The sequence below is a fragment of the Domibacillus antri genome (assembly GCF_001936625.1).
GTDB classification, from domain to species: Bacteria; Bacillota; Bacilli; order Bacillales; family Domibacillaceae; genus Domibacillus; species Domibacillus antri.
In genome coordinates this window covers 1-22,169 of record NZ_MSDU01000015.1, presented here as the reverse complement: position 1 = coordinate 22,169, position 22,169 = coordinate 1, and the positions used below count along the sequence as shown (strand labels likewise).

25 protein-coding genes are annotated in these 22,169 nt (G+C 42.4%); 24 read left to right on the top strand and 1 reads right to left on the bottom strand.

All coding sequences use genetic code 11. The annotated features are described in order from the left end of the window. Positions 1–13: 13 nt before the first annotated feature. From BTO30_RS08250 to uvrC, 13 genes are all read left to right on the top strand, one after another. Complete coding sequence (locus BTO30_RS08250) at positions 14–832, top strand: 6-carboxytetrahydropterin synthase (RefSeq protein ID WP_075398253.1); 819 nt, start codon at positions 14–16, stop codon at positions 830–832. 6 nt (positions 833–838) lie between these two features. Further along, positions 839–1,540 (top strand): SDR family oxidoreductase, encoded by a 702-nt coding sequence (locus tag BTO30_RS17365; RefSeq protein ID WP_075398252.1) that lies wholly within the window; start codon positions 839–841, stop codon positions 1,538–1,540. A 14-nt stretch (positions 1,541–1,554) separates the two neighbouring features. Beyond that, a complete protein-coding gene (locus BTO30_RS17360) occupies positions 1,555–2,523 on the top strand; it encodes an ATP-binding protein (RefSeq protein WP_169829349.1) in 969 nt (322 codons plus the stop codon). Beyond that, entirely contained in the window at positions 2,510–3,574 is a 1,065-nt protein-coding gene (locus BTO30_RS08235) for an alpha/beta hydrolase (protein WP_075398251.1), read from the top strand. Before BTO30_RS17360 ends, BTO30_RS08235 begins: the two co-directional genes overlap by 14 nt. Beyond that, positions 3,558–3,791 carry an acyl carrier protein gene (locus tag BTO30_RS08230; protein ID WP_075398250.1) on the top strand — a complete coding sequence of 78 codons (234 nt, stop codon included), beginning with the start codon at positions 3,558–3,560 and terminating at the stop codon, positions 3,789–3,791. The genes BTO30_RS08235 and BTO30_RS08230 overlap by 17 nt, the downstream gene beginning before the upstream one ends. Before the next feature lie 121 nt (positions 3,792–3,912). After that, on the top strand, positions 3,913–5,379 hold the full coding sequence (locus BTO30_RS08225; protein ID WP_075398249.1) for a class I adenylate-forming enzyme family protein: 1,467 nt from the start codon (positions 3,913–3,915) through the stop codon (positions 5,377–5,379). Between the two features lie 13 nt (positions 5,380–5,392). Then, positions 5,393–6,964 (top strand): methyl-accepting chemotaxis protein, encoded by a 1,572-nt coding sequence (locus BTO30_RS08220; protein ID WP_075398248.1) that lies wholly within the window; start codon positions 5,393–5,395, stop codon positions 6,962–6,964. 13 nt (positions 6,965–6,977) lie between these two features. Further along, a complete protein-coding gene (locus BTO30_RS08215) occupies positions 6,978–7,295 on the top strand; it encodes an STAS domain-containing protein (RefSeq protein WP_075398247.1) in 318 nt (105 codons plus the stop codon). Next, the gene (locus BTO30_RS08210) at positions 7,295–8,140 is read left to right on the top strand and encodes a PP2C family protein-serine/threonine phosphatase (protein ID WP_075398246.1); all 846 of its coding nucleotides are present in this window, start codon (positions 7,295–7,297) and stop codon (positions 8,138–8,140) included. Before BTO30_RS08215 ends, BTO30_RS08210 begins: the two co-directional genes overlap by 1 nt. A 12-nt stretch (positions 8,141–8,152) precedes the next feature. After that, the gene (locus BTO30_RS08205) at positions 8,153–10,222 is read left to right on the top strand and encodes a flagellar assembly protein A (RefSeq protein WP_075398245.1); all 2,070 of its coding nucleotides are present in this window, start codon (positions 8,153–8,155) and stop codon (positions 10,220–10,222) included. Positions 10,223–10,236: 14 nt separating this feature from the next. Next, positions 10,237–10,551, top strand: a complete 315-nt coding sequence (locus BTO30_RS08200) for an STAS domain-containing protein (RefSeq protein ID WP_075398244.1) — start codon at positions 10,237–10,239, stop codon at positions 10,549–10,551. Between the two features lie 135 nt (positions 10,552–10,686). After that, a complete protein-coding gene (gene trxA / locus BTO30_RS08195; protein ID WP_075398243.1) occupies positions 10,687–11,001 on the top strand; it encodes a thioredoxin in 315 nt (104 codons plus the stop codon). 59 nt (positions 11,002–11,060) lie between these two features. Continuing rightward, on the top strand, positions 11,061–12,836 hold the full coding sequence (gene uvrC, locus BTO30_RS08190) for an excinuclease ABC subunit UvrC (protein ID WP_075398242.1): 1,776 nt from the start codon (positions 11,061–11,063) through the stop codon (positions 12,834–12,836). A gap of 97 nt (positions 12,837–12,933) precedes the next feature. Here uvrC and BTO30_RS08185 read toward each other — a convergent pair whose 3' ends face one another. Beyond that, entirely contained in the window at positions 12,934–13,368 is a 435-nt protein-coding gene (locus BTO30_RS08185) for a YslB family protein (protein ID WP_075398241.1), read from the bottom strand. 220 nt (positions 13,369–13,588) lie between these two features. On the opposite strand from BTO30_RS08185, the gene BTO30_RS08180 reads away from it, so the two are divergent. The 11 genes from BTO30_RS08180 (at position 13,589) to BTO30_RS08130 (ending at position 22,014) form a co-directional block, all read left to right on the top strand. Further along, complete coding sequence (locus tag BTO30_RS08180; RefSeq protein WP_075398240.1) at positions 13,589–14,197, top strand: succinate dehydrogenase cytochrome b558 subunit; 609 nt, start codon at positions 13,589–13,591, stop codon at positions 14,195–14,197. 68 nt (positions 14,198–14,265) lie between these two features. Continuing rightward, positions 14,266–16,029, top strand: a complete 1,764-nt coding sequence (gene sdhA, locus BTO30_RS08175) for a succinate dehydrogenase flavoprotein subunit (protein ID WP_075398239.1) — start codon at positions 14,266–14,268, stop codon at positions 16,027–16,029. Next, positions 16,029–16,796 (top strand): succinate dehydrogenase iron-sulfur subunit, encoded by a 768-nt coding sequence (gene sdhB / locus BTO30_RS08170; protein WP_075398238.1) that lies wholly within the window; start codon positions 16,029–16,031, stop codon positions 16,794–16,796. The genes sdhA and sdhB overlap by 1 nt, the downstream gene beginning before the upstream one ends. Before the next feature lie 79 nt (positions 16,797–16,875). Next, positions 16,876–17,349, top strand: coding sequence for an acyl-CoA thioesterase (locus tag BTO30_RS08165; protein WP_075398237.1), 474 nt, complete (start codon positions 16,876–16,878; stop codon positions 17,347–17,349). Between the two features lie 54 nt (positions 17,350–17,403). After that, complete coding sequence (locus BTO30_RS08160) at positions 17,404–17,610, top strand: helix-turn-helix domain-containing protein (RefSeq protein WP_143331928.1); 207 nt, start codon at positions 17,404–17,406, stop codon at positions 17,608–17,610. A gap of 121 nt (positions 17,611–17,731) precedes the next feature. Continuing rightward, on the top strand, positions 17,732–18,181 hold the full coding sequence (locus BTO30_RS08155; RefSeq protein ID WP_075398236.1) for a MarR family winged helix-turn-helix transcriptional regulator: 450 nt from the start codon (positions 17,732–17,734) through the stop codon (positions 18,179–18,181). A 10-nt stretch (positions 18,182–18,191) separates the two neighbouring features. Continuing rightward, positions 18,192–18,986: a glutamate racemase gene (gene racE, locus BTO30_RS08150; protein WP_075398235.1), complete on the top strand. Its 795-nt coding sequence runs from the start codon at positions 18,192–18,194 to the stop codon at positions 18,984–18,986. 74 nt (positions 18,987–19,060) lie between these two features. After that, positions 19,061–20,077, top strand: coding sequence for a GerMN domain-containing protein (locus BTO30_RS08145; RefSeq protein ID WP_158023576.1), 1,017 nt, complete (start codon positions 19,061–19,063; stop codon positions 20,075–20,077). A 70-nt stretch (positions 20,078–20,147) separates the two neighbouring features. After that, the gene (gene rph, locus BTO30_RS08140; protein ID WP_075398234.1) at positions 20,148–20,903 is read left to right on the top strand and encodes a ribonuclease PH; all 756 of its coding nucleotides are present in this window, start codon (positions 20,148–20,150) and stop codon (positions 20,901–20,903) included. Continuing rightward, positions 20,900–21,508 carry an XTP/dITP diphosphatase gene (locus BTO30_RS08135; protein ID WP_075398233.1) on the top strand — a complete coding sequence of 203 codons (609 nt, stop codon included), beginning with the start codon at positions 20,900–20,902 and terminating at the stop codon, positions 21,506–21,508. Before rph ends, BTO30_RS08135 begins: the two co-directional genes overlap by 4 nt. Further along, positions 21,505–22,014 (top strand): metallophosphoesterase, encoded by a 510-nt coding sequence (locus BTO30_RS08130; protein ID WP_075398232.1) that lies wholly within the window; start codon positions 21,505–21,507, stop codon positions 22,012–22,014. The genes BTO30_RS08135 and BTO30_RS08130 overlap by 4 nt, the downstream gene beginning before the upstream one ends. The last annotated feature ends 155 nt before the right edge of the window (positions 22,015–22,169 follow it).

The window sequence follows — 22,169 nt, the reverse complement described above, 5'->3', positions numbered from 1 at the left end:
GAGGAGATCCCGAATGCTTTATCTTTCTAGAAAAATGTATTTTTCTGCTGTTCATTCTTATCGAATTGACGAGTGGAGTGAGGAAAAGAACAGAGCCGTTTTCGGTTTATGCAGCAACATAAGCGGTCATGGCCACGATTACCGGCTCGAAGTTATGGTGAAAGGAAAACTGAACAAAAAATCAGGCATCGTTGTTAACATTACCGATATTGATAAAGTGGTTAAATCATTTGTTCATGATAATTTAGACGGGAAGTTTTTAAATAAAGAAAATACGTACTTTCATGACAACATTCCAACAACAGAAGTGATCGTGGACTATATTTGGAAATCGTTGAACGGAAAGATTGATCATTGCAGCCTTCATAAAATCCGGCTGTATGAAAATGATTTTTTGTATTCAGAAAAGGAGGATGAAGAGGTGGTTCGATTAACGAGAAAATATCACTTTTGCACGGCGCACCGGCTGCACAGCCCTTTGCTGAGCGACGATGAAAATATGTCAATTTTCGGGAAATGCAACAACCCTTATGGACATGGCCATAATTATTACTTGGAAGTAACAGTAAGCGGAAAACCGGATCCCATTACAGGTATGATTGCCAATATTGCCGAAATAGACAATCTTGTCGAGAAAGAGATTATGCAAAAATTTGACCATAAGCATCTTAATTTAGATACAGAGGAATTTAAAGATCTCAACCCGACATCTGAAAATGTCACAGTTGTGATTTGGGATTTATTATCACCCGAGCTTAAAAATCTCTACAAAATTGGTTTGTATGAAACGGAAAAAAACTATTTCGAATATTACGGACCCGATAAGGAGTAGGAGCGGATGATGACTCGTATATCATTAAAAGGAAAAACAGTTGCCATTACCGGTTCAAGTAAAGGAATCGGAAAAGAAACAGCCGCTCTGTTAAATGAGCATGGAGCCAATTTAGTACTTGGCAGCCGAAGCAGTCAGCTGAATGTCAGTGAAACGATATTGGAAATGCCATTGGATGTAAAGAGTGAAGCATCGGTCAAATCGTTTTATGAACGGGCGGCTGCTCAATTTGGCACGATCGATGTATTAATTAATAGTGCTGGAGTGGGTACATTCTCAAGTGTGCTTGAATCCTCTACGGAAGATTTTGATGAAATGATTGCCGTCAATTTACGGGGAACGTATTTAACGAGTAAATATTTTGGTCAGCATATGGCACAGCAGCGGCAGGGACACATAGTCAATTTAATCTCGATTGCCGGGACAACCGCTTTAGCCGGAGGAGGAGCCTATTCCGCATCGAAATTTGGTGTACACGGATTGACGAAAGTGCTGCAAATCGAACTTCGGCAAAAGGGAGTGCAGGTGACATCTGTACTGCCTGGAGCGGTCAGCAGCAGCTTTTGGGATGGCATTGACCCCAAACCGGAGTTATCGAATATGATTCCGGTTAAAACAGTCGCGGAGCATCTCCTGCACATTATTCATCAGCCGTCTGGGGCGTATCTAGATGAACTGACCATTATGCCTCCGTTAGGCATTTTGTAAGGGGATGGTATGCTTTGAGACGGTTTATTGACAAAGTTTTTAAAGATTCTTCCAAGGAAATGAAACTTGGTGCTCCGTCTCTTCCTCCACAATTACCTTACTCAGACCTTGTTTATATGACAAACAGGGGGTTCCTAGCAAAAAAATTAGGCCAATATGTGGGCTTACATTCTGATGAGGGAGCGGCACTATTCTATCATTCTTTCTCACAACCTTCTTTCGCCGATTATAATCAAGAAAATCAATATGATTACCTTCTTTATTTAAGTGAACAAATGTTGAAGTGGAATAAGTTAAAATACAATATTGCGCTTCAAGTAAAGAAAATGGATGTTAATCCGGATATACAAAATGCGTTATTGAAAGCCTACGAGATCTATAAAACAGATTTATTCGCTGACTCTTATGAAGCGGCTATTCAGGAAAATAAAGTAAAAACTGATCAGCAGATGGATATGAAATGGGTTATCTACAGAGATGTTATATATGCAGCTACGCAGGAGAAGTTTTTGCTTATTTCTGAAGAAGAGGCAAAAGCCTGCCGGCAGGGGAACGTTTTTTGCGAAGGAACAATTAAAAGCCGGGCTGATATTCCAGCCTGCCGCAATTTAGCCAAAGAAAGCCTTGAAGCAGAAAAAATAGGAAGCACGAACATCATGACTTGGATACTGGTTTTATCAGAAGCAATTACGAATACCATCAAGCATGCGGAAGAAGGAAAAATGACGCTGATCAAAGATGAAAAGAATCATGAAATCAGATTTATAATCGAGGATAATGGTCCGGGATTTTCTTTAGAGGATCTGCCCCGGACTACTTTGTTAGCGGGATTTTCCACAAAAAAATCATTGGGACAAGGCTTTACACTTATGATGAAAATGTCAAAAAGAGTCTTATTGTATACGTCTTCCAAAGGGTCCACAATCATTTTGACGTTTGATATAAGTGAGAAGAAAGAAGGTGAATTGAATGCGACAGGATGAAAATCAAAAATGTTTATCTACAATGGACAAGACCCTTGTAACGGCTTCTTTAATAGAAGGGTTTTGGGATAGATGGAAAGCACATGGTGTGAAAGAGGCTCATTTGAATAGGATTCGCGAGTCTTTTTTAACGAAAGATAGATGGATGAAGGGCTGGCAGGAGCTTGCAAAACAATCCCTTGCAGACGCGAAAGGGGCGGACTCCAAAGAAGAAGCTGAATGCAGTTTTCAAATGGCTGGTCTTTATTATCAGCTGATGTACTGGCTGATACCGGAAAGAAATGAAGAAAAAAGATCATGGCTCCAAGAAAGTTTACATGCCTTTCATCAGGCGGACGAATTATCACCGTATAAAACAGAATATGTTCAATTTGAAATTGAAAAAAAGAAATGTTTTGGAAGAGTTCGGATCCCTGACAGCCCGACCGGAGTGGTGATCATTATTAACCCGCTAGATTCGGCAAAAGAAGAACTTTTTACGTATGAAATGGACTTTTTGAAACATCATTTTATAACGGTCAGTTTTGATGGTCCAGGACAAGGCCAAACATACACGGGTGAAGGGCTGAGGGGAACAACGGAACGCTGGCAAATGTTCATCGATTCATTAATCGATTATACACATTCTCAATTTTCACATTTGCCGCTTTATTTATTTGGCACAAGCTCTGGGGCTTCATGGGCTGTTTATGGAAGTTATCATTCAAAAGTAACCAAAGCAGTCGCTGTTTCCCCTGCATTTTTGAATGAAAAAATACGTTTGCCCGATTATTTTATTGGACGGACAGAGTTTGTTTTAGAAAAAGGGGAAAAGCATATGCTTCCTTCCTATGATGGCTTACCTTATAAAACCCCTATTTTTTTAATACACGGAAAAAAAGATGTCATGGTATGTGATGATGATTTATACAACTTATTCAGCCAGTTTCCTGACGGTAGTTTTTTGAAAGAATATGAAGAAGAAGGACATTGTTGCAATAATAAATTGCGAGAAATAAGGGAAATAACAGCAAATTGGCTGCAGAAAGGTTCTGATGTTCTTGAAGCTTGATCATTTAAGAAAAGTCATTTCAGAGGTGGCCAATATCCCTTTGAACGAGGTCCAGGAGCATTCCTCATTTAAAGACGATTTGGGTATTGATTCACTTCAAATGGTAAATTTAATTCTCGAAATTCATACGAAATTTGGTGTCGAACTAAATAAAATCAAAAGCAATGATGACTTGGCAACTGTGGGAAGCATGTATATTTCGCTTACAAGAGATTGAATAAATATAGAGCCATTTATGATTTAGTTGTTTAAAGAGAATCATTGGATTAAAAACTAGAGAAAAAGTAGGGTTTATATACTTTGAATAACATTGACACATTAATAAAGGGGAATGTGGAATGAGTATGTTTTACAATTGGGTATTTGATGAGGAAAAAAATGAAAATAAAATAGCGTTATCGACCTTAACGAATAGCTACACGTATGGAGAATTAAAAAAGGAAGTAGAAAAATATACAAAAATATTAAGCAATTACGGAGATTTAAAAGGAACTAGGACAGCTTTAATAATACCATCTATATTTACCTATGTATCTTTGTTTTTGGCAGTAAATAAATTAGGTGGGACGGTCGTGCCAATAAGCCATCAATTTAGAAAACATGATTTAACGTCTGTATTGCAATTAACCCAACCTCATATAGTGTTTACAGTCAATCAACATGATCATATTTCACATTTAGAACTGTTGAAAAATTGGGCAGATGAAAGTGGAAAACAAACGATTGTATATTCGTATGATAAAAATGAGGATTGGGCAGTTTATTTGAGTGAGGGAGAAGCGTATGAAAAAGATGAAGAGAAAATAGATGTTATTGGCTGTTCATCTGGAAGTACCGGCGTACCAAAAGGAATTATGATAAATATGGAATCGTGGAGAAATTGGATAAGTCAGATTGAGGGTTCCTTTGGAGTATCTAAAAATGATTTAATATTTTCTACATTTCCATTGAATTCACCTTATGGAATAGCCTGGGCATTAACAAGTTTAAAAAATGGATTGAAGATTGTATTTCCGGAAAGTTTTGACGTATTTAAGATTATCCATTATTTAAAGAATAATCAATGCAATAAAATTGTAGCGACACCTTCTGCTTATAATTCATTGAATATGTTTTTGCAAAAAGAAGATAGATCAATTTTAGAAAGACTAGAAAGGATAATGATATCTGGAGAACCAATAACACCTGGCTTTATAGAATCATTGAAAGGAATGGATCATTGTAAATTGACAGGATGTTATGGAATATCTGAACAGGGAATTTTATTAATAAAAGAAGATATGAGGGAATTATATGAGACAGGATGGGATTTAGTAAAGGGTATAGAGGTAAGGATAGAGAAAGATCGTGAATTAGTATTTAAATCTCCAGCCGTATTAAAAGGATATTATAAAAGACCTGATTTGACAACGGAAGTATTAGTTGAGGGATGGTATCATACGGGAGATTTGGGAGAGCTGTTAGGAAATAAAAAGATACAAATAATTGGAAGAAAGAAAGATATGATAAAAAAGGGTGGTCAGCAAGTAATACCAGGAGAAGTAGAGCAGGTATTATTGAAACATAAAGACGTGAAGAAAGTAAGTGTTGTAGGAGTATCACATCCAACTTTCGGGGAAAAAGTAGTAGCATTTATAGTAGGGGATAAACTGATAGCACAAACAGAGTTATATAATTTGTGTAAAAGTGAGATAGCAAAATATAAAGTACCTGATGAAATTCATCAAATAAAAGATTTACCAATGAATCAAGGTAAGGTAGATAAACTAGAATTAAAAAGGATGCTAGCTGAAGGTGATCTTTAGGAGGAACAGAAGGATGAAATCGGGAACATTAAGAACACAATTTATTATAAGAGCTTTTATAATTCTTTTAGTCATTTCGTTAATTTCTGGTGTATTTCAGATATATTTAATTCAAGAACAGGTACAGAAGAGTGTAAGGAATGAAGCAAATTTAATTGCTAATAGTGTGGAGCAAGGAATAATTTCAACGAATTTAGCTGCAGTAAGTATAGAAAAACAAATCGATTTAAATATGGAATCTTATTCAAGACATATTGCTGATCTACTAGAGGGTAAGAATATAAGCGAGATCACGAATGAGGAATTAGTAAAAATAAGAGATGATTTAGGATTAGCGGGAATTACCTTATTTGCGAGAACAGCGGATAAAAATGATATCGTTGGTACAAAATCAAGTGATGAAAATGAAATAGGATTTAGTTTAAAAGAATTTAGTGAAGACGGATATAGTAATATGGATGATATGTTAAATGACAAATCACCAGTAAATGATGGATATTATTCATATATTACAGATAATATGTTTGTGATTCCTATTTCTCAATCTGCCTCAAATGAAGGGGAACCTGTATTTTTTAAATATGCCTATTATCATGTGATAGGGACTGATTACATCATTAATCCTTATATAGAAGCGGATGATGTATATAAATTTACAGAGAAGGTAGGACCGAATGCATGGATAAGTTCTTCAAAAGAAGATAATCCTTTTGTGGAAGAGATTGCTGTACTAGATAATAGAGTATATAAGGATCCAAGTTTAGCTGAGAAAATGTATCCACCATTAAAGAAAGTGATATATGGAAGTTTTGAATATGAGACGAAACGTGACGTCGAAACATTAATAGAATCAGAAGAGAATAAAAAGATAGTAACGTATATTCAAAAGAACAATGGGGAAAAAGTATATAAAATGTTTTTGCCAATAGGTAAAAATCAAGTGATTTATATAGCTTTAGATTATGCCGAAATGAGTTCCCCAGTATATAAACATTCGACTGTATTAATCATAACTGGCTTGATTTCATTAATATCCTTATTTTTACTAATTGTAAGGTTTTTCAATCGAATCTATGAAAACATTCAAAAAATTATAGACCAGATTAAGCTTCTGGAAAAAGGCGATTTAACAGCAAAAAGCAAAGTGAATGACGGAAGCGAGCTGGACAAATTATCAAAAACCACAAATCGAATGGTTGAAAAGTTGAATCAGCTTGTTACGGATACGCAGGAACAGGCAAAAAATACACAGCGGCTTTCTATGATTTTGGAAACAGAAGCCGCGCAGTCTGTTGATAAAATGTACGAATTATCAACAGAAGCAACAATGAAATCAAGAGAACAATTGTATGAAATTACAGAGTTTTTAAATGATATATTAAATGTGTTAGAACCGTCAGAGGAAAATTCGGCTATCATAAAAAATGTCGAAAAAATGAGGAGTGTTGCAGAGAACCGCACTGCCGCAGTAACGAATACGACCATTACATTATCAGATTTAATGCAGTCTCTTCACGAACAATCAAGTGAGCTGTCTACCATTTCTAAAATATTGCTTGAACATATTAGCAAATTCAAACTTTAAGGGGGGCTTTTTAATGCTATTAACCGTTGAAAAAGAAGTTCAAAACGTGACGACAATCCTTAAAGTAAAAGGGCTTATAGATATTACAACAACCAATATTATTGAACCGTACTTAGAAGAAATGGACGGCATGGAAACCGTCATTCTGGATTTCTCGGGACTTGAGTTTATTGATTCGACAGGGATTGGCTCTATTATGAATGCTATTTATTTGTCCAGAGAAAAAAACTTTACCCTGAAACTTCAAGGTATAGATGAAATGACGAATGACGTATTTGAGACAGTCGGGTTATATGAAATTTTAGAGGCGTTTCACGGGGAGGTTATTTGATGTATAAGGATGGGATGACGTATGTACATCAGAAAAACTCCGACGGATTAACGATCATGGATAAAACATTGAAGAGAGAAATCAATTTAGCGCGAAATATCCAATCGCAGCTTCTGAATGGGAAAACACCGGTTTTTGATGGGGGAGAAGTATCCGGTTCCTCTGTCCCCGCCCGGCTTATTGGCGGGGATTACTACGATTTTTACCCGCTCGTAAACGGGAAAATTCGGATTGTCATCGGTGATGTAATGGGGAAAGGGATTCCTGCTGCGATGCTGATGATCTTAACGCGGGGCGCTTTCCGCAGTGCGGCGGAAACGACAAAAAGTCCGGCGGATACGTTAACATCGATGAATCAGGCGCTTTATGCTGATTTGAGGACGCTTAAGTCGTTTGTGACGTTATTGTGTGCAGACTGGGATCCGGAAACGTCTACGCTTACTTACGCCAATGCAGGACATAATTTGCCTTTGTATATAAAAGGAAAAGAACAAGTGGTGCAGGAGCTGCCAAAAATAAAAGGAATCATGGTAGGGGGGCTGCCAAATCAAGTCTATAACAACCATTCGATCCAGCTGCACGATAAGGATACGGTTTTCTTTTATACGGATGGCATCATTGAAGCGCAAAATCATAATAAGGAACAATATAAACTGGAGCGGCTTGTCCAAACTTTGATGGAAAACAAGCAAAAATGTGTCGGTGACATTGAAAAATGTGTAATGGAATCGATCGAGAAGTTTACGGAAGGAGCCCCTCAAAGAGATGATATTACCATGGTCTTATTGAAGATCAGTGATCAAAAAGCGGAAATTACCAGTTTGAATTCTCCATTGATGAAATAAGGGGGAAAAACTATGCAAAGTATTATTTCCAAAGGGAAAAATATAAAGGAAGCGATTGATGTCGGGCTGCTTTTATTGGAAGCAAAAAAAAGTGAGGTCAACATAGAAATCCTTCAACAGGAAACAAAGAGTTTTTTTAAGCTGAAATCGAAAGAGGCCATTGTTAAAATCACAAAACTTGAGCAAAATCCGAATCAAGAACAGCCATATAAAGAAGAAAAAGACCCAATTAAATTAATGGATGAATTTCTTCATCATATTCCTGATCCTGGTTCTGAGAGCTTGGTGGACCTGAAGCCGAAGCCCCGGCCCGCGCCGAAATCAAATGAACTGGCGGGGAAAGTATGGGTCAAAAACGGGGAATTGTTTTGTCAAAGTTCGCCTACTCATTACCCGCTTGTCACCATACCGGATGGGGTGAAGGTGTACCGGAACGAACAATTAATCACGGAAAAAAGTTTTGTTATGACCGACATTGATTTTTATGAAGTGCAATTGGAAACGGAAGAAAAAGAAACGGTCTGGAAAGTTGTGATGGATCCGCATAAACTGCGTGTGGAGCTGCATATTGAACCAGGGTATAAAATCACGAGATCACTTCTTGACACGGAGCCGGCTCAGCATATTGAATTAATGATAGATGAAAAAAAAGAAACCTATAATACCCTTTCGTATCAAGAGGTTATGGATAAATTGGAAGAGCTGAGAGTGAAGCATGGCTTTCATCAAAATGAAATTGTAAAAGCCATGGATGCGGCAGAACCAGGCGTTTTTACCATTGCATCCGGCATAGAACCGATACCGGGGACAGATGGGTGGATTGAGTTTCAAATTAATACAGAAACACAAATCGGTCCGAGAGAAACTGAAAATGGGCGTGTAGACTACCGGGAAATGAAAACCATTCCAAATGTGGAGAGCGGAACGGTCATTGCGATTGTACACCCTCCTATTCCGGGACAGCCGGGCCGAACCGTTACAAACGAACCGCTCCCGGCCCCTCAAACCATTCCAATATCGGTTCAGAGCGGGCGAGGGATCGCCATCATCGATAATAAGATTATAGCGATTGAATCAGGACGGCCTCATGTTGAGAAAAGACGGTCGATCGCAAAGGTGTCGATTATGCAGAAGCTGACTCATCCGGGCAATGTCGACCTTTCTTCCGGTAATATTCATTTTGCGGGTGATGTGGAAGTGCTGGGTGAAGTTTCTGAACGGATGGTCATAGATGCTGAAGGAAATATTATCGTTCACCAATCCGTCAATATGGCAACGTTGACCGCATCGGGAGCTGTATTGACCCATGGAAGCATTATCGGATCGGACGTATCGGCAGGAAAAAATAACATGATCGTGACGGAGCTTGGTCATTTACTGGGTCCCATCAATCAAGATTTGGCCAAGATCATTCAATTAATTAAGCAATTAATGTTATCCCCAGGGTTTAAAGCGAGCGATTTTTCCAGAGGCGGATTGCAGCCGCTCATGAACATTTTGCTGGAAAAGCGGTTTAAGCCATTTCCTGCTTTAGTGAAAGAATACGTGGAAACCGTTAAAAGAAATGAAAACTATTTATCAGATAAGGTGTGGGCAGAGACAGCAAAATCGCTGTCACAGCTTTTCTTGTCATTATCCAGCGAAGCCATCTCGATCGGCTGGATGACGGAATTATCGGAAAAACTGAAGGAGCTTCATGAACTGAGCCAAATGCCGGTTGAACCCAACTCCTATATTACCGTTCCGAATGTATTAAGCAGCCGTCTGTATTGCAGCGGCAATGTGACGATATTAGGTCAAGGCAGTGTGAATACAAAAATATACGCAGGCGGCAAATTAACGATAAACGGTGCTTTAAGGGGAGGAGAGGTGTTTGGACGTTTCGGCGCGGAGATCAATGAAGCGGGTGCTGAAAGCCGCACCCCTACCATTATAGCTGTCCCGGGAGATCAAAAGATTTATATAAATAAAGCCATGGACGGGACTTCTATCAAAATTGGAAATGTTCAATACAAATTTAGTGAAACAAGAAGCCGCGTTATCGCATATTTGAATAAACATGGCCGTATTTCATTTGAATAATGAGGGGGATTCGTATGATCGAGTTTTCAATGAAAGAAGCGGAAGGCGGCACCATTATTGTCAGGCTCAACGGCGATCTCGATATTGATTCGACGGAAATAGTAGAAGAAACACTGCTGCCGGCTTTGGAAAATTACAAAGCTGCGACGCTAAATTTTGAAGAAGTGCCTTTTGTCGATTCATCAGGAATGGGTTTACTGTTGAACGTCGTGCAATCGTTAAAAGAAAAAGGCGTTCACGTAATGATTTCTAACGTGAAAGAAGAAGTTCAATTTGTGTTTGAACTTCTTCAAATTCCTGAAATATTAGGGAAAGATACATTTATTTAACAATTGGTGCCCGAAAATGGCGAAAATTCCATGATTTTTTGTTGTTCATTCCTGGATGCAGGCAAATAAATAGCCTGCATCCGAAAAGGGTGGTATACTTTCGATATGATTTAGAAATTTAGGAGGTAATGATACATGGCAATCGTAAAAGCAACAGATGAAAATTTCGCAGCGGAAACGGGCAGTGGACTTGTTCTTGCTGACTTTTGGGCACCTTGGTGCGGACCTTGCAAAATGATTGCTCCTGTTCTTGAGGAACTGGATGCAGAAATGAGCGACAAGGTGAAAATCGTCAAACTTGACGTTGATGAAAATCAACAGACAGCAGGCGAATACGGCGTTATGAGCATTCCGACATTGATTCTTTTCAAAGACGGACAGCCTGTTGATAAAGTGATCGGCTTCCAACCGAAAGAAGCTTTAGCGGAACTTGTAAACCGCAACGCATAATAACAGTGGAGCGTCCCGCATTGCCGGGATGCTTTTTTTGTACAAAAGAGGTGGCATCGATGAATGAATTAATCCAGCATAAATTATCTCTTTTACCGGATGAACCCGGCTGTTACTTAATGAAAGACCGGCATGGTACGATTATTTATGTCGGAAAAGCAAAAGTATTGAAAAATCGTGTGCGTTCTTATTTTACCGGGTCGCATGATGCGAAAACGACCCGCCTTGTCAGTGAAATTACCGACTTTGAATACATTATTACATCATCTGATTTAGAAGCGCTTATTTTGGAACTGAACTTAATAAAAAAACACGATCCGAAATACAACATTATGCTGAAGGATGATAAAAGCTATCCGTTTATTAAGCTGACGGCGGAACGTCATCCGCGTTTGATCATTACGCGAAAAGTGAAAAAAGATAAAGGGAAGTATTTCGGCCCTTATCCGAATGCCTATGCGGCCAATGAAACGAAAAAGCTGCTTGACCGGCTGTACCCTCTCCGAAAATGCTCGGCATTGCCGGACCGCGTCTGTCTTTACTATCATATGGGGCAATGTCTTGCACCGTGTGTGAAAGACGTGTCCAATGAGACATATAAACAGATGGCGGCGGAAATTACCCGCTTTTTAAATGGCGGCCATCATGAGGTCAAAAAAGCGCTTACCGATAAAATGACAGAAGCGGCGGAAAAGCTTGAATTTGAACGGGCGAAAGAGTACCGGGATCAAATTTCACACATTGATACGCTCATGGAAAAGCAAAAAATCAATATGGGTGATTTTACGGACCGGGATGTATTCGGCTACACCGTCGATAAAGGCTGGATGTGTGTACAGGTTTTCTTTATGCGCCAGGGACGATTGATTGAACGGGATGTGTCAACGTTTCCAGTTTACAGCGAGCCGGAAGAAGAATTTTTAACATTTCTCGGCCGTTTTTATGAGGCACCGGAACATTTCAAGCCAAAAGAAATCTTACTGCCTGATGCAGTGGATGAACATTTAGCCGGGCAGCTTATTGGTGTACCGGTCATCAAGCCGCAAAGAGGAAAGAAAAAAGAGCTCATAAAATTGGCGGAAAATAATGCAAAAGCCGCTCTTCGTGAAAAATTCGCCTTAATTGACCGGGATGAAGAACGCACGATCAAAGCGGCGGAACAGCTTGGGGAAGCGATGAACATACATGTGCCTCTCCGGATTGAAGCGTTTGACAACTCCAACATTCAAGGGACTTCGCCCGTTTCGGCGATGATCGTCTTTATAGATGGGAAGCCCGAGAAAAAAGAGTACAGAAAGTATAAAATTAAAACAGTCGCAGGACCGGATGACTACGGTTCGATGAGGGAAGTCATCCGCCGCCGCTACACACGCGTGCTAAAAGAACAGCTGCCCATTCCTGACTTAATTATTATTGATGGCGGCAAAGGACAGATTGAAGCGGCGCGCGACATTTTACTGAATGAGCTCGGGCTTGATATTCCCGTGGCGGGACTTGCAAAAGACGACAAGCACCGGACTTCGCAGCTTTTATACGGCAGCCCGCTTCAAATTGTACCGCTAAAACATAATAGCCAGGCATTTTATTTGCTGCAGCGCATTCAAGACGAAGTGCATCGATTCGCCATCACATTCCACCGGCAAATACGGGGAAAAGGGGCGTTTCAATCGATACTCGATGGTATCGAAGGCGTAGGGCCGCAGCGGAAAAAGCAGCTGTTAAAAACATTTGGCTCGCTGAAAAAACTGAAAGAAGCAACAAAAGAAGAGATTGCCGACGCCGGTATTCCGGCAAAAACAGCGGAAGCCATATTAAATGCTTTAAAAGAAAAATAATAGCAGAATGATCGTAGAGGGCGGCGGTACTGCCATTTGTATATTCATAATCACGCTATAATAAATGAAAACAGGCTGCCCTCATGACAGCCTGTTTTCATTCCCATTTTACAGTAATCTCTACTTGCCTGCTTCGCGGATGCAAACGGCAAACCGCTTCTGCCGCCACATCATAGATCGAGGCAATCTGCTCGGCAATAAATCCGCTCTCAAGTGTAAAAGCTGGTTCTGTCTGTACATGAAAACGCCGTTCAGTCATCCCGCCCGATAAGCGGTAAGTCATTTCCTTTTTATTTTCTTTCAACAGTTCAATCTGCCCCCAGCCGGCTTCTTCAAAAAAAACGGACAGTTCCTCAGGACTGCCGCACGGAAAACGGCGCGCCAGTGATTTGCCTCCCCAGTATAAAATATCGGCGGAATCACTTCCTAAAATCTCCCCGAGAAGCACATCGCGAATCAGCTCGTATCCGAAAACAGAAACGGCCGGCTTTGCCTGTGCAGTCCGTTCCTGCTCTTCATTTTCTTTCGTCAAAATAAACTCCTCACTTTCATTCTATTATTATATACAATTAGCAGTCTTGAAAAAAGTATATTACGCACCATACGCCGGACAAAAATGTGCCCACCTCTCCTTGACGCTAGTACTTTATGAGAGTAAAATGTACTTGTCACATCGTAATTTAAACATGTGAAGCAGTGTGCGAATAATGAAAATATTTGTCGGATGCTTCAAGATTAAGGGGGGGAAAATGATGGCTGACAATCGAGAGTTTTTTTACCGCAGGCTGCACTCATTGCTCGGTGTCATTCCGGTCGGGCTGTTTATGGTACAGCACTTAGTCGTCAATCATTTTGCGACGAAAGGGGAAGAAGAATTTAACCAGGCTGCAGGATTTATGGCAAGTTTGCCGTTCGTGTATGTTTTGGAAATTTTTATCATCTTCCTGCCGCTTCTGTTCCATGCTATTTACGGGCTGTATATTGCTTTTACAGCAAAAAATAACGTTGGACGTTATGGCTATTTCCGGAACTGGATGTTTATGCTTCAGCGTGTTTCAGGGGTTATTACACTTGTATTCATCGCATGGCACGTATGGGAAACGAGAGTCCAGGCTGCATTGGGTGCAGAAGTGAATTTTCAAATGATGGAGAATATTTTAGATAATCCATTCATGCTCGTATTTTACATAGTTGGCGTACTCTCAGCTATTTTCCATTTTGCAAATGGACTATGGTCGTTCTGCGTTAGCTGGGGTATTGCTGTATCACCGCGTTCGCAGCAAATTGTTACATATGCAACGCTATTCGTATTTGTCGCTTTATCAATCGTCGGTTTGCGTGCGATTTTCGCATTCGTATAATTCCGGCAATGAATCGGTTTCTGCTGAAAAGATAGAGTACGGAACTGGAAAAGGGAGTGGACCTCACAATGAGTAAAGGTAAAGTTATCGTAGTCGGCGGCGGTCTGGCCGGACTGATGGCTACGATTAAAACAGCGGAAACAGGTACGCCTGTTGAACTATTTTCGCTTGTTCCGGTAAAGCGTTCTCATTCCGTTTGTGCACAAGGCGGCATTAACGGCGCTGTTAATACAAAAGGAGAAGGAGACTCTCCTTGGGAACACTTTGATGATACAGTGTACGGAGGAGATTTCTTAGCGAATCAGCCGCCTGTAAAAGCGATGACAGAAGCAGCGCCTGGCATCATTCATTTGCTTGACCGGATGGGCGTTATGTTTAACCGTACACCGGAAGGACTTCTTGACTTCCGCCGATTTGGCGGTACGCAGCATCACCGTACAGCTTTTGCGGGTGCCACAACGGGCCAGCAACTTTTGTACGCGCTTGATGAGCAGGTGCGCCGTTTTGAAGTGGAAGGTCTTGTTACAAAATATGAAGGATGGGAATTCCTTGGTGCAATCGTGGATGATGAAGGCATTTGCCGCGGGATCGTCGGTCAGGATTTGTCTACAATGGAAATCAAATCGTTCCCAGGCGATGCGGTTATTATGGCAACCGGCGGACCTGGTATCATTTTCGGAAAGTCAACAAACTCGGTGATCAATACAGGTTCAGCCGCTTCAATCGTGTATCAGCAAGGCGTACACTACGCAAACGGCGAATTCATTCAAATTCACCCGACAGCGATTCCAGGGGACGACAAGCTTCGTCTTATGAGTGAATCGGCACGTGGTGAAGGCGGACGTGTCTGGACATACAAAGACGGAAAACCGTGGTATTTCCTTGAAGAAAAATATCCTGCATACGGAAACCTTGTGCCGCGTGACATCGCAACGCGTGAAATCTTTGATGTGTGCGTAAACCAAAAACTTGGCATTAACGGTGAAAACATGGTTTATCTGGATCTTTCCCATAAAGATCCGCATGAACTGGATATTAAACTCGGCGGCATTATTGAAATCTATGAAAAATTCATGGGTGATGATCCACGAAAAGTGCCGATGAAGATCTTCCCTGCGGTCCACTATTCAATGGGCGGCTTATGGGTAGATTACGAGCAGCAAACGAACATTCCGGGTCTATTTGCAGCGGGTGAGTGTGATTATTCACAGCATGGCGCAAACCGTCTCGGTGCAAACTCACTTCTTTCTGCTATTTATGGCGGAATGGTGGCTGGTCCAAATGCGGTCCGTTATATTAATGGGCTTGAGAAGAGTGCAGATGCCATTTCTTCTTCTGTTTTTGATAACTATGTGAAACAGGAAGAAGCAAAATGGAACGACATTATGTCACTCAATAAAGGAACAGAAAATGCATACGTTCTTCATAAAGAGCTTGGCGAGTGGATGACAGCGAACGTAACCGTTGTCCGTTATAATGATAAACTGAAGCAAACAGATGAGAAAATTGTCGAACTGTTAGAGCGTTTCAAAAACATCGATATTAATGACACGGCCAAATGGAGCAACCAGGGAGCAATGTTTACGCGTCAGCTGAAAAACATGCTGCACCTGGCCCGCGTGATTACAATCGGTGCATTGAACCGGAACGAAAGCCGCGGTGCCCATTATAAGCCGGAATTCCCGGATCGTAACGATGAAGAGTTCATGAAAACAACAATGGCGGCATTTACAGGTGAAAATACAGCACCTGCCTTCCATTATGAAGACATTGACGTATCGTTAATTCCGCCTCGTAAACGTGATTATTCGAAGAAAAAGGAGGAGAAATAATGAGCGAGCAAAAAACAATACGCTTCATTATTACACGTCAGGATACGGCTGATTCTGCTCCGTACGATGAAGAATTTGAAATTGCGTACCGCCCGAATATGAACGTGATTTCCGCATTGATGGAAATTCGTCGTAATCCGGTGAATGCAAAAGGCGAGAAAACAACGCCGATTACATGGGACATGAACTGCCTTGAAGAAGTATGCGGTGCATGCTCAATGAATATTAACGGCAAACCACGCCAGTCATGTACGGCTCTTGTGGATCAGCTTGAACAGCCAATCCGTCTTGCGCCAATGAGCACATTCCCGGTTACGCGTGACTTGCAAGTAGACCGCAGCCGCATGTTTGACTCTTTAAAACGTGTAAAAGCATGGGTGCCAATCGATGGTACGTATGACCTGGGTCCTGGACCGCGTATGCCTGAACGTAAACGTCAGTGGGCATATGAGCTATCGAAATGTATGACGTGTGGTGTCTGCCTGGAGGCTTGCCCGAACGTAAACAGTAAATCAAACTTTATCGGCCCGCAGCCGCTTTCTCAAGTCCGTTTGTTCAACGCGCATCCAACAGGTGCCATGAACCGGGACGAGCGTCTTGAAACCATTATGGGTGAAGGCGGTCTTGCAAACTGTGGCAACTCGCAAAATTGTGTGCAATCTTGTCCAAAAGGAATTCCTTTGACAACTTCGATTGCGGCATTGAACCGCGAAGCGACGATGCAGTCATTCCGCAATTTCTTTGGAAGTGACCACGCAGTCGATTAATGACGAAACCTTCAGCTTTTTGCTGAAGGTTTTTTAAAAAAGAAAAATGAATAATCATTCATTGGAGGAGGTGTGATGGATGCGAAAGCCCCATTATATTGAGAACATGGAGAAATGGTCGGCTGAATTTTCTTATTATTGGCCTGTAACAATTCGTTTTTCTGAAATTGATATGCTCGGCCATTTAAATAACACAGTGACCTTTAAATATTTTGAAGAAGCACGAATTCATTTTTTACAAGAATGCGGCTTGAGTAAAGAATGGGAAAAAGATGAATACGTTTTCGTTGTTGCTGATTTGCAGTGTGATTATGTGCAGCAAGTATTTTACGGGGAGTCATTGCGCATTTATGTGAAAATAGCGAAATATGGCACGTCTTCATGTGATATTCATTATAAAGCCGACAATGAAAAAGATGAAATAGTCTTCACAGGACGAGGGTCCATTGTTCAAATAGCAAGATCAACAGGCCGTCCTGTTCCATTCAGCGAGGAAATGAAACAGACAATGAGGGGAAATAGCCGCGACCAATCGGATGTACCACGCATATGATATGGTAGCGTGGCTATCCAATACTGGCTGCTCTTTGAAAGGGTGACATTGTGTGTGGCAGCATCCATTTTAACGAAACGGGAAAAAGAGGTGTTTAACTGGCTCATTGTTGGAAAATCGACACATGATATTGCTGTATTGCTTGGTATTAGCGAAAAGACTGTGCGCAATCACATATCAAACGGTATTCAAAAGCTTGGTGTAAAAGGGCGTGCACAGGCAATAGTTGAACTGCTGCGCCTAGGGGAACTCTCTTTATGAACAGTGCTGATACACCAGCACTGTTTTTTTAGTACTTTTCGTTCTCTTGCATTTTAGTCTGAAAACAGGGAAAATATACGAGAAACATGAAACTGTTTTTTGATGAAAGGGTGTAAAGCATATGTCTCTCACACGAAGCAACCCGGGAGAAGCTGTCGCTGAAATTGAACGGAATTTACGTCATATTGACGGCATTATTAAACAAAAAGGACGCGAAATATTAAACGATTATCATATAACACCGCCCCAGTTTATAGCCCTGCACTCATTGTTTGAAAAAGGGGACACGACGATCGGAGAGCTTTCTTCACGCATGTTTCTTGCGTGCAGCACGACGACGGACCTGGTAGACCGGATGGAGAAAGCGAATTTGCTTGAACGTATCCGTGACACGGAAGACCGCCGCATCGTCCGCATTCATTTGCTGCCGGAGGGAGAACGCATTATCGAAGAAGTGATACAGAGACGCCGTCAGTACGTAGATAGTGTATTAAATAATTTTTCAGAAGAAGAAGTGGACGGATTGAATCGTCTCCTCGAAAAAATGTACGTTGAAATGAAAGTGGAATGAGGCGGGTTCTTTGAACAGACCAATTGGTGTAATTGATTCGGGTGTCGGCGGATTAACAGTGGCAAAAGAAATGATGCGCCAGCTCCCGAAGGAAACGATTTATTATGTGGGAGATACCGCTCGCTGTCCGTATGGTCCCCGTCTTCCGGGAGAAGTAAGGAAGTTCACGTGGGAAATGACGAGATTTTTGGAACGGTATGATATGAAAATGCTTGTTATCGCTTGTAACACCGCTACAGCGGCAGTTCTGGAGGAAATCAGACGGGAGATGCCGGTTCCGGTTGTCGGTGTCATCCAGCCCGGCGCACGCGCAGCAATTAAGCAGACGAAAAATCGTCATATTGCAGTGCTTGGCACGGTTGGCACGATTAAAAGCGGTGCTTATGAAAGAGCAATAAAAGCAACGGATTCCACCGCGGAAATTTATCCGCTCGCCTGTCCGGATTTCGTGCCGCTGGTTGAAAGCGGCGAATATAAAAGTGAGCGTGCGAACGATATTGTCGCAGCGACATTGAAGCCGCTTAAAGAAACGCCAGCGGATACCGTTATTTTAGGGTGCACGCATTATCCGCTGCTTGAGCCGATGATTGCGGAATTTATGGGACCGGATGTAGCGGTGATCAGTTCCGGTGATGAAACGGCACGCGGCGTCAGTGCGATTCTTGAGTTTAATGAAATGCTGGCGGAAGATGAAAAGCCGGAACACCGCTTTTTCACAACAGGGGACACAAAAACATTTTACAGCATTGCATCCGATTGGCTCGGTGATACATCCATTCAAATCAAAACCATTCAGCTGGCATAATGCCGGCTTTTTTGTTCTGTAAAAAAAAGCTGTTCATATACATGTACCATTGCATATTCAGGAGGGCGATCTGTGTGCGTGTATATAAAAAAACATTTGTTGCTGCCGCGGTTATGGTCATGTCAGGCTGCAGTTATTCATTTGGAAACGACAGTGAAACAGACGCGCTGCCGAAACGGGTTGTTTATACAGAAGAAGTGGACAGCCCGGCATCGGCCGATGAAACGATCATGGCGGAACTTTATGTAATGGATGAAAATGATCTTGTTGTTCCGCAGATGGTGCCGGTTGAAAAAACTGAGAATGAGGAGAAGGCAGCTCTTCAATATTTGGCTGCAGGTGAATTCACAGATGGGTTTCGGGCGCCGCTTCCGGAAGGGACCGTTGTCGAAGATGTGACCATTCAAGATAAAACAGCAGTTGTCAGCCTATCCGGTTCATTTGAAAAATATGCGCCTGAAGATGAAGCGAATATCGCAGCGGCCATCACATGGACGGTGACCGGTTTTGGAAAGGCGGACCGCGTGCTGATTGACATGGACGGAGAAAGGCTGGAGACAATGCCTGTAGCAGGAATGCCTATTGCAGCGTCCGGCATGAAGCGGGAAGACGGTATTAACATGGACGCGGATTATGCGGAATTGGGAGCGACAAAGCCGCTTACCGTGTATTTTACAGCGCAAAATGAAGATGGTCCGTATTATGTGCCGGTGACACGGCGTATTTCAGCGGACACGACCGATCTCATTTCTGCCGCGGTGTCCGAAATGTCAAAAGGCCCGGAAGCCGGGAGCGGTCTTTCGTCTGAATTTATGCCTGGTACGAAATTGGTTGATGCGCCATCCGTTCAAAACGGACGGGCTGTTCTCTACTTTAACGATGCCATTTTAGAAGAGAACGGCGAACCGTTCATTTCAAGCCGAGTATTGAAGCCGCTTGCCTTTACTCTGGCGGAATCGGCGGGCATCGAAAGCATTTCTATTCAAGTGGATGGACATGAAAACATAAAGCTTGAAACGGGTGAACAGGTGCCTGCTTCGATAACGGCCCCTTTATTTGTCAATGAAGAAATCGCCGTTTCTGCAGAATGAACATTTGACAGACGTACACAAATTCCGCAAAATGGACAGCGGGTACAGTAAATAATGGAGGGAAACGATAATGCGCATAGATGGACGAACGGAAACAGAAATGCGTCCGGTCAAGATTGAAACGGATTTTTTAACACATCCTGAGGGGTCCGTTTTAATTTCAATCGGCAAGACGAAAGTGATTTGCACAGCGAGTATTGAAGAACGTGTGCCTCCATTTATGAGGGGGAGCGGGAAAGGCTGGGTGACGGCGGAATACGCCATGATTCCGCGTGCGACAGGCCAGCGTAATATGCGGGAATCGACGAAAGGGAAAGTAACCGGACGGACCATGGAAATACAGAGGCTGATTGGCCGGGCACTGCGCGCGGTGGTGGATCTTGACGTCATCGGTGAACGGACGATCTGGGTGGACTGCGATGTCATACAGGCGGATGGCGGCACAAGAACAGCCGCGATAACGGGCGCGTTTGTTGCCATGACGCTGGCTCTTCATAACCTCGCCATTGAAAAAGATTTATCTGATTATCCTATTACAGATTTTTTAGCAGCGACAAGTGTCGGAATCGTCAAGGAGCACGGTGTCGTGGTAGACTTAAATTACGAGGAGGACAGCGCTGCGGAAGTCGATATGAATGTCGTGATGACTGGGTCCGGACAATTTGTCGAAGTGCAGGGCACAGGCGAGGAAGCGACATTTTCAATGAATGAACTGCAGCAGCTGCTCGAAGCCGCGCAATCGGGATTAAAAAACCTGTTTGAAATTCAGTCAGACGTTCTCGGTGTTGCGGCGGATTTGATTAATGAAAGGAAGGCCGAGCTGTGAACGAAGTCATTGTTGCCACAAAAAATGCAGGGAAAGCAAAAGAATTTGTGCAAATGTTTGAACCGCACGGCATTGTCGTCAAAACATTAATCGACTACCCGGAGCTGCCCGATGTCGAAGAAACAGGCGAAACGTTTGCGGAAAACGCACTGTTAAAAGCAGAATCGGCTGCCCGCTTAACGGGACGCCCGGCCATTGCCGACGATTCTGGACTCGTCATTGACGCACTGGGTGGAAGACCAGGAGTGTATTCGGCCCGTTACGCAGGACTGGATAAAGATGACAAAGCAAACAACCGGAAAGTCCTTGATGAGATGACGGGGCTGCCTGATGAAAAACGCAGTGCCCGCTTTACATGTGTTCTCGCTGTTGCATTTCCGGACAGGCAGGAACCGGTCATTGTTGAAGGGAGCTGCGAAGGACGCATTGCACACGAAGAGCAAGGGACAAATGGATTCGGATACGATCCATTATTTATTCCGGATGGTTTTGAAGTGACGATGGCGCAGCTTAACGCTGGTGAAAAAAATGCCATCAGCCATCGGGCAGCTGCCCTTCAAAAATTACGGGCGGTGCTGCCCGAACTGGCAGGTGAACCAAAATGAAACTGCTTGTTGTCAGCGATAACCATGGATGGGACAGTATTTTAACAGACTTAAAACGGCGTTATGAACATAAAGTAGATGCGATGATTCACTGCGGCGACTCGGAACTAAAAGCAGACAATCCTGCCGTCGAAGGCTACACAATTGTGCGCGGAAACTGTGATATGGAAGATCAATTTCCGAATGACGTGCTGGAAAGCGTTGAAGACTGCCGTGTATTTGTGACACATGGACATCGTTACGACGTGAAGATGACCCTTTTGAATCTATCATACAAAGCGAAAGAACACAGCGCCGACTTTGTTTTCTTCGGCCACTCGCACACAGCGGGCGTCGAACAGCAGGACGGCGTGATTTACTTGAACCCGGGCAGCATCTCACTTCCGCGCGGACGCCGTGAAAAAACATACGCCATTGTGGAAGTCGACAAACATCAGACTGCCGTGCGCTTTTTTGACGAAAAACATCATGAAGTAGAGAACATGCGCACAACATTCAGCCGCTGATAACTTGCGGATGGCCCCGCAGAACAGCTGCGGGGCTTTTTGGTCACGAAACGAAGAGTTTGGTCACGAACCGAAGAGTTTGGTCACGAAACGAAGAGTTTGGTGAAGATAGGAAGAGATGAGTAAAGATAAAGCGGGGGGGGGGAGGTGGGGGG

What these genes read in the sequence shown, in the direction of transcription:
- BTO30_RS08250 (WP_075398253.1), top strand. Translation starts at nt 14, where the DNA reads ATGCTTTATCTTTCTAGAAAAATGTATTTTTCTGCTGTTCATTCTTAT.
- BTO30_RS17365 (WP_075398252.1), top strand. Translation starts at nt 839, where the DNA reads ATGATGACTCGTATATCATTAAAAGGAAAAACAGTTGCCATTACCGGT.
- BTO30_RS08235 (WP_075398251.1), top strand. Translation starts at nt 2,510, where the DNA reads ATGCGACAGGATGAAAATCAAAAATGTTTATCTACAATGGACAAGACC.
- BTO30_RS08230 (WP_075398250.1), top strand. Translation starts at nt 3,558, where the DNA reads ATGTTCTTGAAGCTTGATCATTTAAGAAAAGTCATTTCAGAGGTGGCC.
- BTO30_RS08225 (WP_075398249.1), top strand. Translation starts at nt 3,913, where the DNA reads ATGAGTATGTTTTACAATTGGGTATTTGATGAGGAAAAAAATGAAAAT.
- BTO30_RS08220 (WP_075398248.1), top strand. Translation starts at nt 5,393, where the DNA reads ATGAAATCGGGAACATTAAGAACACAATTTATTATAAGAGCTTTTATA.
- BTO30_RS08215 (WP_075398247.1), top strand. Translation starts at nt 6,978, where the DNA reads ATGCTATTAACCGTTGAAAAAGAAGTTCAAAACGTGACGACAATCCTT.
- BTO30_RS08210 (WP_075398246.1), top strand. Translation starts at nt 7,295, where the DNA reads ATGTATAAGGATGGGATGACGTATGTACATCAGAAAAACTCCGACGGA.
- BTO30_RS08205 (WP_075398245.1), top strand. Translation starts at nt 8,153, where the DNA reads ATGCAAAGTATTATTTCCAAAGGGAAAAATATAAAGGAAGCGATTGAT.
- BTO30_RS08200 (WP_075398244.1), top strand. Translation starts at nt 10,237, where the DNA reads ATGATCGAGTTTTCAATGAAAGAAGCGGAAGGCGGCACCATTATTGTC.
- trxA (WP_075398243.1), top strand. Translation starts at nt 10,687, where the DNA reads ATGGCAATCGTAAAAGCAACAGATGAAAATTTCGCAGCGGAAACGGGC.
- uvrC (WP_075398242.1), top strand. Translation starts at nt 11,061, where the DNA reads ATGAATGAATTAATCCAGCATAAATTATCTCTTTTACCGGATGAACCC.
- BTO30_RS08180 (WP_075398240.1), top strand. Translation starts at nt 13,589, where the DNA reads ATGGCTGACAATCGAGAGTTTTTTTACCGCAGGCTGCACTCATTGCTC.
- sdhA (WP_075398239.1), top strand. Translation starts at nt 14,266, where the DNA reads ATGAGTAAAGGTAAAGTTATCGTAGTCGGCGGCGGTCTGGCCGGACTG.
- sdhB (WP_075398238.1), top strand. Translation starts at nt 16,029, where the DNA reads ATGAGCGAGCAAAAAACAATACGCTTCATTATTACACGTCAGGATACG.
- BTO30_RS08165 (WP_075398237.1), top strand. Translation starts at nt 16,876, where the DNA reads ATGCGAAAGCCCCATTATATTGAGAACATGGAGAAATGGTCGGCTGAA.
- BTO30_RS08155 (WP_075398236.1), top strand. Translation starts at nt 17,732, where the DNA reads ATGTCTCTCACACGAAGCAACCCGGGAGAAGCTGTCGCTGAAATTGAA.
- rph (WP_075398234.1), top strand. Translation starts at nt 20,148, where the DNA reads ATGCGCATAGATGGACGAACGGAAACAGAAATGCGTCCGGTCAAGATT.
- BTO30_RS08130 (WP_075398232.1), top strand. Translation starts at nt 21,505, where the DNA reads ATGAAACTGCTTGTTGTCAGCGATAACCATGGATGGGACAGTATTTTA.